The sequence below is a fragment of the Streptomyces sp. NPDC002309 genome, from assembly GCF_053593375.1.
Genome location: NZ_JBSFCI010000007.1, coordinates 209,728 through 226,741 on the forward strand (window position 1 = coordinate 209,728; position 17,014 = coordinate 226,741).

Sequence of the window (17,014 nt, forward strand, 5' to 3'; positions counted from 1 at the left end):
GCATCTGACCCCTTTCGGGAAGGGGGCGGCCATGTCCTCCAAGGCGCACACAGCCCTCGTCGAGCTCCGCGAGGATCTCGACGGCGAGGTGTTCGCCCCGTGGGACCCGGACTACGACGAGGCCCGGTCCGGGTTCGACGCCAGGGCCGACCCGCACCCCGCGGTGATCGCGCGGTGCGCGCACCCGGCCGACGTGGTCCGGGCGGTGCGCTTCGCCCGGGACCTGGACCTCCACGTCGCGGTGCGCGGCGGCGGCCACGGCGTCGGCGGCATGGGCACCGGCGACGCCGGTCTCGTCGTCGACCTGCGCCGGATGCGGGACGTGAGCGTCGACCCCGCGTCCGAGGCGGTCCGCGTCGAGGGCGGAGCCACGACGGGCCGGCTGGACCGGGCGGCCCAGCCGTACGGCCTGGCCACCACCGGCGCCCGGGACTCGGCGACCGGCGTCGCCGGTTTCGTCCTGGGCGGCGGCAGCGGCTGGCTGGAGCGCTCCTGCGGCCTCGCCTGCGACAACCTGCTCGGCGTCGAGCTGGTCACCGCGAGCGGCGCCCGGATCCACGCGAGCGCCGACGACAACGCGGAGCTGTTCTGGGCCCTGCACGGCGGCGGCGGCAACTTCGGCGTCGCCACCGCCCTCACCCTCAAGCTCCACGAGGTGCCGGACTTCTCCCTCGCCCTGCTGCTGTACCTCCCGGAACACGCCCGCGAGGCGATCCGCACCTACCGGGAGGTCATCGGCTGCGGCCCGCCGGAGGCCGGCGGCGCCGTCGTCCTACGGTCGGGCGGCCCGCCGGACGCGTTCGCGGCGCCACCGCTCGCCGGCGAGCCGCTGTGCGGGGTGCTGCTGACCTACGCGGGACGCGAGGAGGACCTGCGCAAACTGGCCCAGCCGCTGCTGGCGCTGCCGCACGTGTCGGCGTCCCTCCGCGCGCTGCCGTACGCCGACGCGCAGCGCCTGTTCGACCAGCCGCCCGGCCTGCGCCACCACTGCTCGGCGGAGTGCCTGTCCGGTGCGCCGGACGACTTCGTGGACGTCTTCTGCGCCCTCGCCGAGTCACTGCCGGGGCCGACGGGCAGCCGGCACCTGCTGTTCCCGCTGGGCGGCGCGGTCGCGGACGCCCCGGCCGACCACCCCGTGCCGTACCGCGACGCGGCCTGGGTCGCGCACCCCTGCGGCAGCTGGGCGGACCCGGCGGACGACGAGCGGTGCGTGGACTGGGTCCGGGAAGCGGGCGCCGCCGTCCGGCCGTGGAGCACCGGGGCGGTCCACCCCGACTTCGTCGGCGACGAGGGAAGGGAGCGCGTGCGGGCCGGGCTCGGTCCGCGCAATCTGTGGCGGCTGGGCGTGGTGAAGCGGCGCTTCGACCCGGACAACGTCTTCCGCTTCAACCACAACATCAAGCCGGTGTAGGCCCGTACGCGCCGCCTGCGGGCCGGTGGCCGTTGCCGTGGCCGCCCGGAGATGTCGTCGCGGCATGCGCGCGGGTAGCGTCCGCTGCATGGACAGCCGATTCGACAGCACGGGCGCCGGCGTCACCGTGCAGCGGGCACTGGAACTGCCCGGCCTGCGCGGTGGCCTCCCGGAGGTGCTCGCCGGCGCGGAGCGGCTGCAGCGGACCGTGCGCTGGGTGCACGCGGGCGAGGTGCCGCACATCGCCTCGCTGCTGAAGGGCGGTGAACTGCTGCTGACCACGGGCTACGGCCTCGGCACCCGCCCCGCGGAGCAGCGCGCGTTCGTCCGCACCCTGGCGGAGCGCGGTATCGCGGCGCTGGTCGTCGAGCTCGGACCGCGCTTCACGCGGCTGCCGTCGGCCCTCGTGGAGACGGCCCGCTCGGCGGGGCTGCCGCTGGTCCAACTGCACCGCGAGGTGCCCTTCGTGACCGTCACGGAGGAGATCCACACCGAGATCGTCAACGGGCACTACGCGCTGCTCCAGCGTGCCGAGGAGGTGCACCGCCGTTGCACGGAGGCCCTGCTGTCCGGCGGTGGCGTCCCGCAGGTCCTGTGCATCCTGGCCGACTTCAGCGGCAACCCGGTCTTCCTGGAGACCACCGACGGTCAGCTCCTGTACGCCGCCGGGGCCGGGCCCGCGGGGGCGGAACCGCTCCAGGTCTGGGAGGGGCTGCGCGGCCGGCACAAGGACGCCCCGCCGGCCGGTTCGGTGCTGGTGGACGTGCCGGGGGGCGGGGCGGGCACGGGCTCGGTGCGGGCGCGGCTGGTGCTGCTGCCGGTGCGCACGCCGCTGGCGCCGGTGCACCGCATCGCCGCCGAGCGGACCGCGGGCGTCCTGGCCGTGGTGCTGATGCAGGCCCGTCAGGAGGAGGAACTGGCCGCACGCGGGCGCGGCGACTTCCTGACCGACCTCGCCGAGAGCCGGATCGCCGCCGGGGACGCTCCGGCGCAGGCGCGGGTGCTGGGTTTCAAGCCCGGCGACGGCCCGCTGCTGCCGGTGGTGATGAGGCTGGGCGACGCGCTGTCCGCCGGTGGAGGCTGGGCGGTGCTGGCCCGCACGGTCCCGGAGGAGCTGGCCGCGGTGGGCGTACCGGTCCTGCTCGGTGTACGGCCGATGGAGGGCCGGGTACTGGTGCTGCTCGGCCTGCGCTCGGAGTCGGAGCGCTCGGCGGTCGCCGACCGGGTCGCGGCGGCTCTGCGGGCCGGTGTGGAGCGGGCGGGAATGCAGCGTCCGGGGGCACAGCCGCCCGTCGTGGTCGTCGGGGTGCCCGGCGGCTGGGCGGCGGCCTCGGCGGGGCTGCGGCACGCGGCGGAGACGGCGACCGCCGCGCAGGGGCTCACGGACCGGCCCTGGTACGACGCCCGGCGCCTGGACATCGACCTGCTGCTGTGGCGGCTGCGCGACCATCCCGGCCTGGCCGCCTTCGTGGAGCGCGCGATCGGGCCGGTCCGGGACCACGACAGCCGGTCCAAGCCGCCGCTGCTGCCGACCCTGGAGACCTATCTCGCGCACGCCGGACGCAAGGCCGAGACGGCCCGCGAACTGCATCTCAACCGGCAGACGCTCTACAACCGCCTCGCCCGCATCGGCGAGTTGCTGGGCACCGACCTCGACGACCCGCAGACGGTGCTGGCGTTGAGCCTCGCGCTGCGCGCCCGCCGGCACACCGGGCAGAACGGCGGCACGGGCTGAGGGGTACCGGTCCCGGTGCCGGCCCTGGTCCCGGTGCCAGGCCCAGTCCCGGCGCCGGGATCGGACGGTTGCGGGGCTCGGGTCAGATCATCGGCCGGGGCTGCGTCAACTCGTCGTACACGCTGAGAACCTGGGCGACCGTCTCGTCCTCGGTCGGCCATGTCGCCGCCTGCCGTACGCCCCGCTCCGCGAGCGACTGCCGCTGCCCGGGATCGTCCAGCAGCCGCACGACGGCGTCGGCGAGCGCCTTCGCGTTCCCGGCGGGGACGAGTTCGGCCGCGTCGCCGACGAGTTCGGGAACGCCTCCGACGGATGTGGCGACCAGCGGCACGCGCGCGTGCAGGGCCTCCTGCGCCAGCACGGATCGCGACTCCGCACGGCTCGGCAGCAGGGCCAGATCGGCGGCGGCGAGCAGTTCGCGCACGTCGTCGCGCCGGCCGATGAGCCGCACGGGCAGCCCTTCGTCCTCGATCCGGCGTTGCAGCTCGGCGCGCAGCGGTCCCTCCCCCGCGACGGCGACCAGCGGCACCGGATCGAGCCCTCGCCAGGCCCGGGCGGCGTCGAGCAGGACGTCGTAGCCGCGCCGGGGGTCGAGGGAGCCGACGGCCATCAGCAACGGGCGCCCGACGGCACCGAGTTCGGCACGGAGCTTGGGGCTCGCGAGGTCGGCCTCGTCGGTCCCGACGGAGGTGCGGCGGCCGGGCAGGGCGACTGCCGCGAGCCGTGCGTCGCGCGCCCCCGCCTTCCGCGCCCGGTCGACGAGACCGGAGGTGGTGCCGAGCACCACGGTGGCCGACCGCACCACCCGGCGTTCCAGCATCCGCAGGAAGTGGGCGCGCGCCCCCTCGGAGTGGGCGCGGTCGTGCCAGGTGACGATCAGCGGGGTGTGCCGTCCGGCGAGCGCGAGCACGGCCCGGAAGGAGGCGTGCAGCCCGTGCGCGTGCACCAGGTCGGCGCCCGTGCAGGCGGCCCGCAGCGCCGCCACCGACCCCGGATCGCTGCTGCGCGGCACGTGGACGTGCTGGGCGCCGGCCCCGCTGAAGTCGTAGGAGCGATCCGCCTCGACGGGGGCGCACACCGTGACCCGCACGCCCCGTGCGACGAGCCCCGCCGCCAGTGAGCGCACATGGGCGCTGCTGCCGGCGTTGCCTCCGCCGAGCACCTGCACGGTGCGCAGCGTCGACCGGCCGGGCGGAGAGTGGCTGCTCGCGGGGATCACGTGGGCCGGGGCTCCTGGGTTCGGCATGGGACGGTCACGGCTGGTCACGACGGTCTCGGAGAGACGTACGGAAGGCGCGGCGGACGGGGTGCACCGCGCGACGTCCTCCGCGTACACGCTCAAGGATGCCAGGACACTGGGCCGTTCCGGCAACGCCGGAGATCACACGCTCCCACACGCCGGGGCAACGCGCCGCCGCGCGTCACTCCCCCGAGTGACCGCCGGTGTGACCCGCCGTACCGCGGCGCGGCCGATGCGCTACCCGTCCGCCCGCGCCGCCGCCAGCAGTTCCTCCGCGTGCGCCCGGGCCGTCTCCGAGTCCTCCTGGCCGGCCAGCATCCGCGACAGCTCCCTGATCCGCTCCTCACCCTCCAGCACCTTCACACCGGACCGGGTCACCGACCCGTCGTTCGTCTTCTCGACCAGCAACTGCCGGTCGGCGAAGGCGGCCACCTGCGGCAGGTGCGTGACGACGACGACCTGGGCGGTCTTCGCCAGCCGGGCCAGCCGCCGCCCGATCTCCACCGCGGCCTTGCCGCCCACACCGGCGTCCACCTCGTCGAAGAGGTACGTCGGCACGGGATCCGTCCCCGCGAAGACAACCTCCACGGCCAGCATCACGCGCGACAGCTCACCGCCGGAGGCGCCCTTGGCGATCGGCCGGGGCGGCGCGCCCGGGTGGGGCGCCAGCAGCAGCTCGACCTCGTCGGCACCCGACGGACCGTACGCGACCGGACGGCCGCCGACCTCGACGCCCTCCGGGTCCTCGGTCTGCCGGATCGCGAACGACACGCGCGCGTGCGGCATGGCGAGCGAGGCCAGCTCCGCCGTCACGGCCGCCGCGAACCGGTCGGCCGCCTCCGTGCGCGCGTCCGTCAGCGCCTGCGCCAGAGCGCCGAGTTCCGCCCGCAGCGCGTCCCGCTCCGCGGTCAGCTCCCCGATCCGCTCGTCGTCGCCGTCGAGTTCGGTGAGCCGGACGGCGCTGCGCTCGGCCCAGGCGAGCACGGTGTCGACGTCCTGGCCGTACTTCCGGGTCAGCGCGGTCAGCGCCGCCCGCCGCTCCTCGACCGCCGCCAGCCGCAGCGGGTCGGCGTCCAGGTCGTCGGCGTACCCGGCGAGTTCGCCCGCCACGTCGCCCAGCAGGATGCCGATCTCCCCGATCCGGTCCGCGAGCGCGGCCAGCGCGGGATCGTGCGACCGTACGGCCTCCAGGGCCCGGTGCGCCCCCGCGACGAGCGTCGACGCGTCGACACCCTCGGGGTCCTCGGGGTTGCCGACGAGCGCGCCGTGCCCGGCCGTGGCGGCCGACGCGAGCGCCTCCGCGTGGCCGAGCCGCTCGGCCTCCTCGGCCAGCTCGGCGTCCTCCCCGGCGCGAGGCTCCACCGCGGCGATCTCGTCGAGCCCGTACCGCAGCATGTCGGCTTCCTGGGCCCGCTCACGCGCGCGCGTGGTGATCTCGTCCAGCTCGACGGAGACCGCCCGCAGCCGCCGGTAGGCCCCGGAGTACTTGTCGAGCGGCCCGGCCACGGCCTCGCCCGCATACCGGTCGAGCGCCTGCCGCTGCCGCGTCAGCTTCAGCAGCCCCTGCTGGTCGGTCTGCCCGTGCACGGCGACCAGCTCGTCGGCGAGCTCGGCCAGCACCCCCACGGGCACCGACCGCCCGCCGACATGCGCCCGGGACCGCCCTTCGGCGGAAACGGTACGGCTGATCAGCAGGGCGCCGTCGTCGAGCTCGGCCCCGGCCTCCTCGGCGCGTACGGCGACCGAGGCGTTCGCGGGCACGGTGATCCGCCCCTCCACGACCGCCTTGTCGGCGCCGATCCGCACGAGCGCCGGGTCCGCCCTGCCGCCGAGCAGCAGCCCCAGGCTGGTGACCACCATGGTCTTGCCCGCACCCGTCTCACCGGTGACGGCGGTGAACCCCGGCGACAGCTCGACGACGGCATCGTCGATGACTCCGAGTGACCGTATCCGCATCTCCTCCAACACGGACACGACCATACGAGGTCCGGCACCCGAAGCGCGACGCCGGTCCCCCTTGTCACTCACGCGAGTGCACCCGGTGAGAGCGCGGGGAACCGGACGCGGCCACGGACGGCTAGTGCGGAGCCCCCCGCCACCCGGAGACCGGCAGCGCGAACTTCGCCACCAGCCGGTCCGTGAACGAGGCGTGGTGCAGCCGGGCGAGGCGCACCGGCACGGCCCCTCGCCGCACCTCCACCCGCGCCCCGGGCGGCAACTCGACCGTCCGCCGGCCGTCGCACCACAGCACCCCCGGGGTGATGTGCGGCAGCACCTCCACCGCGAGCACCGAATCGGGTGACGTCACCAGCGGCTTCGCGAACAGCGCGTGGGCGCTGATCGGCACCATCAGCAGCGCCTCCACCTCGGGCCACACCACGGGCCCACCGGCGGAGAACGCGTACGCGGTCGACCCGGTGGGCGTCGACAGCACGATCCCGTCGCACCCGAACCCGGTCACCGGCCGCCCGTCGATCTCCAGGACGACCTCCAGGAGCTTCTCGGCGCCGGCCTTCTGCACCGCCGCCTCGTTCAGCGCCCAGTCGGTGTGCACGATGTCGCCGTTGCTGTGCACGACGACGTCGACGGTCATCCGCTCCTCGACCTCGTAGGCCCGCGTCACCACCCGGTCGACGACCTTGTCGAGGTCGTCGCGCTCGGCCTCGGCGAGGAACCCGACCCGGCCGAGGTTGACGCCGAGCATCGGCACCCCGGACGCCCGCGCGAACTCCGCGCCCCGCAGCAGCGTCCCGTCACCTCCGAGCACGATGAGCAGCTCGCACCCGTCGAGGCACTGCGGTGTCGCCTCCTTGACCAGCTGCACCTCGTCGGGCAGCGGCAGGTCCGGCGCCTCCGCCTCCAGCACCCGCACGCCTATCCCGGACTGCAGGAGTCCCTTGACCACCAGCTCGGCGCTGCGCACGGCCGCGGGCCGTCCGGTGTGGGCGAGCAGAAAAACAGTACGAGCTCGGTTCTCTGTCAACGCGGCCCCTCCGCAACTGCACGGTCGACGTCGGCCGGGTCCAGTCGGGGAGCCCCGGCCCGAAGCCACAGAAAGTACTCCACGTTCCCCGAGGGCCCGGGCAGCGGGCTGGCCGTCACGCCCTTCACCCCGAGCCCCAGCTCCGCGGCGCGCCCGGCCACACCGCGCACGGCCTCGGCCCGCAGCTGCGGGCTGCGCACCACTCCCCCGCTGCCCAGCCGTTCCTTGCCCACCTCGAACTGCGGCTTGACCATCATCACCAGATCGGCGTCCGGTCGCGCGCAGCGTACGAGGGCGGGCAGGACCAGCCCGAGCGGGATGAAGGACAGATCCCCCACGACAAGATCCACAGGCTCCCCATCGATCGCCTCGAGCGTCAACTCCCGCACGTTCGTACGGTCCTTGACGGTGACGCGTTCATCGCTCTGCAGAGTCCAGGCGAGTTGGCCGTATCCCACGTCCACGGCGACGACGTGCGCGGCCCCCGCCCGCAGCAGGACGTCGGTGAATCCGCCGGTGGAGGCCCCGGCGTCCAGCGCCCGCCGGCCCTCGACGGCAAGCCCCTGCGGCACGAAGACCTCCAGGGCCCCGGCGAGCTTGTGCCCGCCCCGGGAGACGTAGTCGGGATCGCCCTCGTCCACCGTGACGACGATCGCCGCCGCCGTCTCCACCTGGGTGGCCGGCTTGGTCGCGACGGTCTTGCCGACGCTGACCCGCCCGGCGGCGATCAACTGGCCGGCGTGCTCGCGCGAGCGCGCGAGCTTCCGGCGGACCAGTTCCGCGTCCAGACGGCGGCGTGCGACTCCTGCCACGTTCGGTTCAGCTCCCCTGTCGGTACGTCGAAGGGGGCGCCGGAGGTCCCGGGCGGGCGTCGAGCGCGGTGAGCGCGTCACGCAGCCCCCGGTGTACATCCTCGTACACCTCGACATGTCCGTCGGTGTCCAGGTGGTCGGCGTCGGCCAGCCGCTCCAGCAGGGCGTCCACCCCGGCGTCGCCCGTGGGGGTGCGGGGCACGCCGAGCGGGGCGGGCGCGGGGGGCTCGTGATCGGGCAGCGCCCCCTCCTGGGGGGCGTGCGTCGGGGGAACCGCGTCGTTCATGCCCCGACGCTACCTCGTGGCCCTGCGGTACCGTCGACCGCGATGGCCACGATCGAGGAGTGCCGCGCCGCACTCGAGAAGTTCTCCCGGAACCTGCTGGACGCCGAGGGCGACGCCCGCGCGGCCGCCGCCATGGACCGCTCCGTCAGCTGTCACATCACCGACCTGGACATCACCTTCGCGGGCCGCCTCCAGGACGGCTCGATCAAGGTCCGGGAGACCCTCCAGGGACCGCCGCGCGAGAAGGCGGACCTCCGGCTCGCCCTGACCGGCGACGATCTGGTGGCCCTCGTGGACGGCGAACTGCACTTCGCCAGGGCCTGGGGGTCGGGCCGGGTGAAACTGGAGGCGGGCCTGCGGGACCTGTTCCGTCTCAGAAAGCTTCTGTAGCCGCCTCAGGAAGCTTGTGCAGCCCTCCTCAGGAAGCTTGTGCAGCCGGCTTCAGGAAGCTTCTGTAGCCGCGTCAAGAAACTGTGCAGCTGCTTCAGGAAGCTTCTGCGGCCGTGACCTTCCGGACGCCCGCCCGCGCCTTGCGCGCCGCCGGCACCACCAGGGGGGTACCCGTCTCCGGGTCCTCGATGACCTGGCAGCGCAGCCCGAAGACCTCCTCGACCAGCTCCGCGGTGACGATCTCTCCCGGCGGCCCCTCGGCGATCACCGAGCCGTCGCGCAGCGCGACGAGGTGCGTGGCGTAGCGGGCGGCGTGGTTGAGGTCGTGCAGGACGGCGACGAGCGTGCGCCCCTGCTGCTCGTGCAGCTCCGCGCACAGGTCCAGCACATCGATCTGGTGCTGGATGTCCAGATACGTGGTCGGCTCGTCCAGCAGCAGCAGCGGCGTCTGCTGGGCCAGCGCCATCGCGATCCACACCCGCTGCCGCTGGCCACCGGAGAGTTCGTCGACATAGCGATCGGCGAGCTCGGCGACGCCGGTCTGCGCCATGGACTCCCGCACGACCCGTTCGTCCTCGGCCGACCACTGCCGCAGGATGCCCTGGTGCGGATACCGTCCACGGCCCACCAGGTCGCCGACGGTGATCCCGTCGGGCGCGATCGACGACTGGGGCAGCAGACCGAGGGTGCGGGCGACCTTCTTGGCCGGCATCGACTGGATGACCTGGCCGTCGAGCAGCACCCGGCCCTCGCTGGGCCTGAGCATCCGCGACAGCGCGCGCAGCAGCGTCGACTTGCCGCAGGCGTTCGGGCCGACGATCACGGTGAACGAGTTGTCGGGTATCTCCACCGACAGCCGCTCGGCGATGACGCGCTGGTCGTAGGCGAGGGTGACGTTCTCGGCGGACAGGCGGTTCACGGTGCTCCTTCGGACGTTCGGGTGGGCGGGGGCGGATCCGGCGGCGCTCATATCCGCCCCGCCCTGCGCTCGGCGACCAGCAGCCACAGCAGGTAGGCACCACCGAGCACGCCGGTGACCACCCCCACGGGCAGCTGGTCGGCGCCGAAGACGCGCTGCGAGACCCAGTCGGCGGTGACCAGCAGGGCCGCACCCATGCACAGGGACGGCAGCAGGTTCGGACCCGGCGACCGGGTCAGGCGGCGGGCCAGCTGCGGCGCGGTGAGCGCCACGAAGCTGACGGGACCGGCGGCGGCGGTGGCGGCGGCGGTCAGCAGCACCGCGGACACCAGCAGCAGCAGTCGTACCCGCTCGACGCGCACCCCCAGGGAGTACGACACGTCGTCGCCCATCTCCAGCATCCGCAGCCCGCGCGCGTTGGCGAGGACGAGGGGCACGAGGACGGCGCACAGCGCGAGCAGCGGCCAGACCTGCGCCCAGTCACGGCCGCTGAGCGAGCCGGTCATCCAGACCACGGCCCGAGCCGCGTCGACGATGTCGGCCTTGGTCATCAGATAGCCGTTGACGGCGGTGACGACGGCGGAGACACCGATACCGACCAGCACCAGCCGGTATCCGTGGACGCCCTGCTTCCACGCCAGCACGTAGATCGCCAGACCGGTGCCCAGGCCGCCCACCAGCGCGCCCAAGGTGACGGCGCCCGCGTCGCCGGAGAACAGCACGATCACCACGAGCGCGCCCGCCGCCGCTCCCTGCCCGAGGCCGAGTACGTCCGGGCTGCCCAGCGGATTGCGCGAGACGGACTGGAACAGGGCGCCGCCGAGCCCCAGCGAGGCTCCCACCAGCAGCCCCACCAGGACCCGCGGCAGCCGCAGTTCGGTGACGATGAATTCGTGCGCGGGGTCCCCGTCGCCGGCCAGGGTCTTCAGCACGTCGCCCGCCGGGATCGGGAAGTCGCCGGTGCCGATCAGCACCACGCTCGCGGCCAGCGCCGCGAGCAGCAGCAGGACGACGACGGTCAGTGCCCGGACGTCCAGGCGCACGGAGAGCCCGCCCGGCGTCCGTACGGCACGCTGGGCACGGTTGGTGGTCACAGCTGGGCCGTCCTCCGCCGTCGTACGAGATAGATGAAGACCGGGCCGCCGAGGATCGCGGTCACGATGCCGACCTGGATCTCCGCGGGCCGCGCGACGATCCGGCCGAGCACATCGGCACCGAGCAGCAGCACGGGCGACAGGACGGCCGAGTACGGCAGGATCCAACGCAGGTCGGGCCCGGTGAAGGAGCGCACGACGTGCGGCACCATCAGCCCGACGAACACGATCGGCCCGCAGGCGGCGGTCGCCGCCCCGCACAGCACGGTGGCGGCGAGCATCGACAGTGCCCGGGTGCGGTTGAGGTGGGCGCCGAGGGCCTTGGCGGTGTCGTCGCCCATGGCCATCGCGTTGAGCGGGCGGGCGAGCGCGAGCGCGAGAAGCGAACCGACCACCAGGAACGGCAGCACCTGCGTGATCGTGCGGTCGGTCGCCGCGCTCAGCGAACCGACCGTCCAGAAGCGCATCCGGTCCAGCGCCGCGTCGTCCAGGATCATCAGGGCCTGGAGGTAGCCGTAGAGCGCGGCGCTGATCGCCGTACCCGCGAGCGCGAGCCGCACCGGCGTGGCGCCCCGGCTGCCGCCCAGGAACCACACCAGCGCGCCGACCACGGCGGCGCCGAAGAACGCGAACCAGACATAGCCGCCGAGGCTGGTGACACCGAAGAAGGTGATGGCGGTGACGACCGCCGCGGACGCGCCGGCGTTGATGCCCAGCAGTCCGGGGTCGGCCAGCGGGTTGCGGGTGAGCGCCTGGAGCACCGCTCCGGACAGGCCGAGCGCGGCACCCGCCAGCAGCCCGAGCAGCGTCCGGGACAACCTCTCGCCCACCACGACGTCGCCGTAGGTCCCCGAATCCTGGAACAGACCGTGCCAGACCTCCGCGAGGGACAGCTCCTTCGCGCCGACCGCGATGCTCGTCAACGCGACAAGCACCACGATCGCCACGGCGAGGAGCAGGCCAAAGGCGCGTATCGCCCGGCGGGTCGGGGGCGCGGAGACTGCGTCCGCGCGCTGTTCAGGGGGACTCTCGACCAACACGCAGTTAGGTTAGCCTACCCTCGCATCGGATCCAGATCCTGGTCCGCGCCCCGGCACCGCACCGCACCGCACCCGGCGAGGCGGCTACAGCGCCAGCCGGCTCAGCGCCTTCCCCCCGTCCAGCTCGCAAACCCCTTCTCCGGCCGCCGTCCAGGCAGTCGCGCACAGCGCCCGCAACCCGTCGAGGTCGTCCCCCTCCCCGTCCAGTTCCAGCCGCTTCTCCCCGGCCGTCGCCGTCCAGCCACCGCACCGGAAGCCGGCCGCGGCCTCGACGACCTCCGGCTGCCCGGTCAGCATCCCCCGCAGATCCGCGTCGACATACGTCGGCCGGTGCCGTGGGGGCGCCGCCAGCAACTGCGGTCCGTCCGTCACACCGGTCAGCACCAGCAGCGAGTCGACGCCGCCGTTGAACGCGCCCTCGATGTCCGTGTCCAGCCGGTCCCCCACCACCAGCGGCCGCAGCGCGCCGGTCCGCAGGATCGTCTCCCGGTGCATCGGCGGCAGCGGTTTGCCCGCCACCCGCGGCTCCGCGCCGGTCGCGATCCGCACCACCTCCACCGCCGCCCCGTTGCCCGGCGCGATACCGCGCCCACTGGGGATCGTCAGGTCCGTGTTCGACGCGAACCACGGCACCCCGCGCGCGATCGCGTAACAGGCCTCGCCGAACCGGCCCCACGGCAACTCCGGCCCCCCGTAACCCTGTACGACGGCCACCGGATCGTCGTCCGCGGACTCCACCGGCTCGAGTCCCCGCTCCCGCAGCGCGACCCGCAGCCCCTCCCCGCCGACCACCAGCACTCGCGCCCCGGCGGGCACCTCCTCGGCGATCAGCCGCGCGACCGCCTGCGCCGAGGTGATGACGTCTCCGGCCTCGGCCGGTATCCCGAGCTCCGTCAGGTGCTCCGCCACCGCGTCCGGCGTCCGCAGCGCGTTGTTCGTGACGTACGCCAGACGCATACCGCCCGCGCGGGCCGCACGCAGCGAGTCGACCGCGTGCGCGACCGCCACCCCGCCCGTGTACACCACCCCGTCGAGGTCGAGCAGTGCCGTGTCGTACGCCTCGCCCAGCGCCCGCCCGCTGGCATCGGGCCTGGTCCTGACCTGCTGGCTCATTCCGCACCGCTCCTCGGTCAACCGGCTTTCCCCCGATCATGCCGCATGCCACCGACACCCGCGGCACCCGTACGATGCCGAGATGAACCCAGCAGGTCACTCGGAAGCAACGACGCGCCGAGGCCTCGAACTCACCCCGTTCCGAGGCCTTCGCTACGACCCCGACCGGGTCGGCAGCCTGGCGGCCGTGACGTCCCCTCCGTACGACGTCGTCGTCCGCCCCGACGGCGTGCACCACCTGCAGTCCGCGGACCCGCACAACATCGTCCGGCTGATCCTCCCCGAGGCCGCCACCCCCACCGCGCGCAACGCCCAGGCCGCCGCCACGCTGCACCACTGGCTCAGCGAGGGCGTGCTGACCACCGACCCCGAGCCCGGCCTCTACGTCTACGAACAGCACGACGGCGACGGCATGCTCCAGCGCGGCATCATCGGCGCCCTGCGGGTCTCGGACCCCTCCGACGGCGTGGTCCTGCCGCACGAGGACGTGATGCCGCACATCGTCGCCGACCGCGCCGACCTGATGCGCGCCACCTGCGCCAACCTCGAACCCCTGCTGCTGACCTATCGCGGCGACGGCCAGGACTGCGCCGAGGTCGTGGAACGGACCGCGGACAAACCCCCGCTCCTCGCCACGACCACAGAGGACGGCTACCACCACCGGCTCTGGTCCGTCACCGACCCCGACGACGTGGCCCGCGTCCAGTCCGGCCTCGCCGACCAGGTGGCCCTGATCGCCGACGGCCACCACCGCTGGGCTACCTACCGCCGCCTGCGCGCCGAGCACCCCTCGCCCAGCCCCTGGGACTACGGCCTCGTCCTCCTGGTCGACACCGCCCGCTACCCCTTGCGGGTCCGCGCCATCCACCGCCTTCTGCACGGCCTCGCGGTACCCGACGCGCTGAGCGCCCTCGACGGCCATTTCCGCGTGCGCCGCGTGGACGCCCCGCTCCCCGAGGCCCTCACGGCCCTCGCCGAGGCCGCGTCCGAGGGAAACGCCTTCCTGCTCGCCGGTGACGGCACGTTCCACCTGGTCGACCGCCCCGACCCGGACCTGCTCGCCCGCACGGTCCCCACCGACCGCCCCGAGGCGTGGCGCACCCTCGACGCCACGGTCCTGCACGCCACCCTGCTCGACCACATCTGGAACGTCCCCGAGGACTCCCCGGCCCACATCGCCTACATCCACGACACGGCGGCCACGGTCCGCAAGGCGGAACGCCACGGCGCCACGGCTGTCCTGCTGCACCCGGTCCACGAGGACCTCGTGCGCGACCTGGCCCGCCAGGGTGTGACGATGCCCCGCAAGTCGACGTCGTTCGGCCCCAAGCCGGCCTCGGGCCTGGTGCTCCGCACGCTGGACCTCTGACGCGCGGGCGGCGCACACGGCAAGTGGGCGGGACCCCGGATTCAGGTCCCGCCCACTGTCACGTCCGGACGTCAGTCCCGACCGCCGCGCCTGTCTTCCTCGTCGTCCTGGTCGTCCTCATCGAACTCATCGTCGACCTCTGTGAACTCGTCGTCCTCGTCGTCCTCGTCGACCGTGGCGTCGGCGGCGTCGGGGGCCGCGACGGCGTCCTCCGCCCCGGACTCGTCAAGAGCATCGACGAACTCCACACCGTCCAGCTCGGCCAGCCGGTCCGAGGCGTCCGTGCTGCCGTCCCGGTCGGCCTCCACGGCCTTCGCGAACCACTCCCGGGCCTCTTGGACCCGCCCGGCGGCGAGCAGCGCGTCGGCGTAGGCGTAGCGCAGCCGCGCGGTCCACGGCTGGACCGAGCTGGAAGCCAGCTCCGGGCTCTGCAGCGTCACGATGGCCGCGTCGAGCTGGCCCAGGTCACGCCTGGCACCGGCCGCGACGAGCCGCATCTCGACCTGCCCGGGCTTGTCGAGCTTCTGCACCTCGGGCGCACCGGCCATGTCCAGAGCCTTCTCCGGCCGGCCGAGCCCACGCTCGCAGTCGGCCATCACGGGCCACAGCTCCACGCTGCCGGTCATCCGCCGCGCCGCGCGGAACTCCGCCAGCGCCTCCGAGTACTTCTGGTTCGCGTACGCGGCGAAGCCTGCCGCCTCACGCACGGCGGCGACACGCGACGCGAGCCGCAGCGCGACCCGGGAGTAGCCGTAAGCCCCTTCGGGGTCCTCGTCGATCAGCCGCGCGACCATGACGAGGTTCTTGGCGACGTCCTCCGCGAGGGTCTTCGGCAGGCTCTGCAGCTCCTGCCGGACGTCCTTGTCGATCTCGTCGCCGGTGACGTCCTGCGGAATCGGGAGCCGCTTGATCGGCTCACGGTCCCGGTCCCGCTCGTCACGGAACCGGCTGCCGCCGGCACCGCGCCGGTCGTCGCGCCCGCGGAAGCCACCGTCGCGGCCGCCGCGGTCGTCCCGACGAGGACCTCGCGCACCACCGCGGTCGTCGCGCCCACGGAAGCCGCCGCGGTCACCACGGTCGTCCCGGCGACCGAAGCCACCGCGGTCTCCGCCACGGTCTCCGCGATCGTCCCGCCGGAAGCCACGGTCGCGGTCGTCACGACGGTCGTCACGACGCTCGTCGCGCCTGTCGTCACGACGGACGTAGGACCCCCGGTCACCACGGTCGTCCCTGCGGTCGTCGCGCCGGTCATCGCGACGGAAGCCGCCACGGTCGTCACCACGCCGGTCGTCACCACGGCGGTCATCACGACGATCGTCGCGGCGGAACCCACCACGGTCGTCCCTGCGGTCGTCGCGCCTGTCATCCCGGCGGAAGCCGCCACGGTCGTCACCACGCCGGTCATCGGGACGGGACCCAGCACGGTCGTCCCGGCGAAAACCGCCACGGTCATCAGGACGGGACCCACCACGGTCATCCCGACGATCGTCACGGCGGAACCCACCGCGATCGTCACCACGACGGTCGTCGCGGCGGAAGCCACCACGGTCGTCGCCACGACGGTCATCAGGACGGAACCCACCACGGTCGTCACCACGACGGTCATCGCGGCGGAACCCACCGCGATCGTCACCACGTCGATCGTCGCGGCGGAAGCCACCACGGTCGTCGCCACGACGGTCATCAGGACGGAACCCACCACGGTCGTCACCACGACGGTCATCCCGACGATCATCACGGCGGAACCCACCGCGATCGTCACCACGACGGTCGTCACGGCGAACGTAGGAGCCCCGGTCACCGTCACGACGGTCGTCGCGCCGGTCATCGCGACGGAAGCCACCACGGTCGTCACCGCGACGGTCATCGCGGCGGTCGTCCCGACGCTCTCCGCGGTCGTCGCGGCGGAAGGCCGGCCGGTCGCCTCGATCGTCGCGACGGAAGCCGCCGGGCCGGCCGTCGCGTCCATCACGATCGTCACGGCGCGGCCCACGATCGTCGCGCTGGAAGGACGGCCGCGACCCACGCTCACCGTCTCGACGGCCGTAGCCACCACGGTCGTTGTCACGTCGGAAGCCGCCGCGGTCACCTCGGTCGCCTCCGTCACTTCGGCCACCACGGAAGCCGCCGCGGTCGCCGCGTTCCCCACCATCCCGTCGTCGCTGGTCGCGTTCGGGTCGGTCCTCGGGAGAGTTGGTGGACATCGGTGACTCCTGTCTTTCGTACCGCAGTAATTCTCGCGCAGCCGGCAACCCGACGCGCTCCGTAAAAAACAAAAAGGACCCTTGGTCCCAGCTGAACGCTGGGACCAAGGGTCCTTCCAAAGATTGTTCGGCGGCGTCCTACTCTCCCACAGGGTCCCCCCTGCAGTACCATCGGCGCTGTAAGGCTTAGCTTCCGGGTTCGAAATGTAACCGGGCGTTTCCCTCACGCTATGACCACCGAAACCCTAATGGTTTCGAGCGAACAAGCACACTTTTTTGTTATGCGTTCTACTCAAGCCGACAACGGTCGTTGTCTCAGAACTAACACAGTGGACGCGAGCAACTGAGGACAAGCCCTCGGCCTATTAGTACCGGTCAACTCCACACGTTACCGTGCTTCCATATCCGGCCTATCAAC

Annotated in this window: 14 protein-coding genes, 1 rRNA gene and 1 pseudogene; 4 read left to right on the forward strand and 12 right to left on the reverse strand. The window is 73.4% G+C overall.

All coding sequences use genetic code 11. The features are described from left to right. Window positions 1–31 precede the first annotated feature (31 nt). Entirely contained in the window at window positions 32–1,411 is a 1,380-nt protein-coding gene (locus ACWCPM_RS08955) for an FAD-binding oxidoreductase (RefSeq protein WP_450975445.1), read from the forward strand. A gap of 88 nt (window positions 1,412–1,499) precedes the next feature. Further along, entirely contained in the window at window positions 1,500–3,146 is a 1,647-nt protein-coding gene (locus ACWCPM_RS08960; protein WP_450975446.1) for a PucR family transcriptional regulator, read from the forward strand. 82 nt (window positions 3,147–3,228) lie between these two features. Here the strand turns inward: ACWCPM_RS08960 and ACWCPM_RS08965 are convergent, their stop codons facing one another. The 5 genes from ACWCPM_RS08965 to ACWCPM_RS08985 form a co-directional block, all read right to left on the reverse strand. Continuing rightward, entirely contained in the window at window positions 3,229–4,365 is a 1,137-nt protein-coding gene (locus ACWCPM_RS08965; protein ID WP_450975464.1) for a glycosyltransferase family 4 protein, read from the reverse strand. A gap of 258 nt (window positions 4,366–4,623) precedes the next feature. Then, window positions 4,624–6,366: a DNA repair protein RecN gene (gene recN / locus ACWCPM_RS08970; RefSeq protein WP_450975447.1), complete on the reverse strand. Its 1,743-nt coding sequence runs from the start codon at window positions 6,364–6,366 to the stop codon at window positions 4,624–4,626. Window positions 6,367–6,463: 97 nt separating this feature from the next. Beyond that, entirely contained in the window at window positions 6,464–7,369 is a 906-nt protein-coding gene (locus tag ACWCPM_RS08975) for an NAD kinase (RefSeq protein ID WP_450975448.1), read from the reverse strand. Then, on the reverse strand, window positions 7,366–8,181 hold the full coding sequence (locus tag ACWCPM_RS08980) for a TlyA family RNA methyltransferase (protein ID WP_450975449.1): 816 nt from the start codon (window positions 8,179–8,181) through the stop codon (window positions 7,366–7,368). Before ACWCPM_RS08980 ends, ACWCPM_RS08975 begins: the two co-directional genes overlap by 4 nt. A 7-nt stretch (window positions 8,182–8,188) precedes the next feature. After that, window positions 8,189–8,467: a hypothetical protein gene (locus ACWCPM_RS08985; RefSeq protein WP_450975450.1), complete on the reverse strand. Its 279-nt coding sequence runs from the start codon at window positions 8,465–8,467 to the stop codon at window positions 8,189–8,191. Between the two features lie 42 nt (window positions 8,468–8,509). On the opposite strand from ACWCPM_RS08985, the gene ACWCPM_RS08990 reads away from it, so the two are divergent. Further along, window positions 8,510–8,857, forward strand: coding sequence for an SCP2 sterol-binding domain-containing protein (locus tag ACWCPM_RS08990; protein ID WP_450975451.1), 348 nt, complete (start codon window positions 8,510–8,512; stop codon window positions 8,855–8,857). A gap of 94 nt (window positions 8,858–8,951) precedes the next feature. On the opposite strand, the gene ACWCPM_RS08995 is transcribed toward ACWCPM_RS08990, so the two are convergent. From ACWCPM_RS08995 to ACWCPM_RS09010, 4 genes are all read right to left on the reverse strand, one after another. Then, window positions 8,952–9,827 carry an ABC transporter ATP-binding protein gene (locus ACWCPM_RS08995; protein WP_450975452.1) on the reverse strand — a complete coding sequence of 292 codons (876 nt, stop codon included), beginning with the start codon at window positions 9,825–9,827 and terminating at the stop codon, window positions 8,952–8,954. Then, the gene (locus ACWCPM_RS09000) at window positions 9,824–10,870 is read right to left on the reverse strand and encodes a FecCD family ABC transporter permease (RefSeq protein ID WP_450975453.1); all 1,047 of its coding nucleotides are present in this window, start codon (window positions 10,868–10,870) and stop codon (window positions 9,824–9,826) included. Before ACWCPM_RS09000 ends, ACWCPM_RS08995 begins: the two co-directional genes overlap by 4 nt. Beyond that, window positions 10,867–11,910 carry a FecCD family ABC transporter permease gene (locus ACWCPM_RS09005; protein WP_450975454.1) on the reverse strand — a complete coding sequence of 348 codons (1,044 nt, stop codon included), beginning with the start codon at window positions 11,908–11,910 and terminating at the stop codon, window positions 10,867–10,869. Before ACWCPM_RS09005 ends, ACWCPM_RS09000 begins: the two co-directional genes overlap by 4 nt. Window positions 11,911–11,994: 84 nt before the next feature. Then, window positions 11,995–13,023 (reverse strand): HAD hydrolase-like protein, encoded by a 1,029-nt coding sequence (locus tag ACWCPM_RS09010; protein WP_450975455.1) that lies wholly within the window; start codon window positions 13,021–13,023, stop codon window positions 11,995–11,997. Window positions 13,024–13,105: 82 nt separating this feature from the next. Here ACWCPM_RS09010 and ACWCPM_RS09015 point away from each other — a divergent pair, with 82 nt between their 5' ends. After that, window positions 13,106–14,392 (forward strand): DUF1015 family protein, encoded by a 1,287-nt coding sequence (locus tag ACWCPM_RS09015; protein WP_450975456.1) that lies wholly within the window; start codon window positions 13,106–13,108, stop codon window positions 14,390–14,392. 71 nt (window positions 14,393–14,463) lie between these two features. Here ACWCPM_RS09015 and ACWCPM_RS09020 read toward each other — a convergent pair whose 3' ends face one another. The 3 genes and pseudogenes from ACWCPM_RS09020 to rrf form a co-directional block, all read right to left on the reverse strand. After that, a complete protein-coding gene (locus ACWCPM_RS09020; RefSeq protein WP_450975465.1) occupies window positions 14,464–15,303 on the reverse strand; it encodes a tetratricopeptide repeat protein in 840 nt (279 codons plus the stop codon). A gap of 510 nt (window positions 15,304–15,813) precedes the next feature. Then, window positions 15,814–16,596, reverse strand: a pseudogene (locus tag ACWCPM_RS09025) (tetratricopeptide repeat protein); the annotation flags it as partial. Window positions 16,597–16,721: 125 nt separating this feature from the next. Next, a 5S ribosomal RNA gene (rrf, locus tag ACWCPM_RS09030) occupies window positions 16,722–16,838 on the reverse strand. Window positions 16,839–17,014 lie beyond the last annotated feature (176 nt).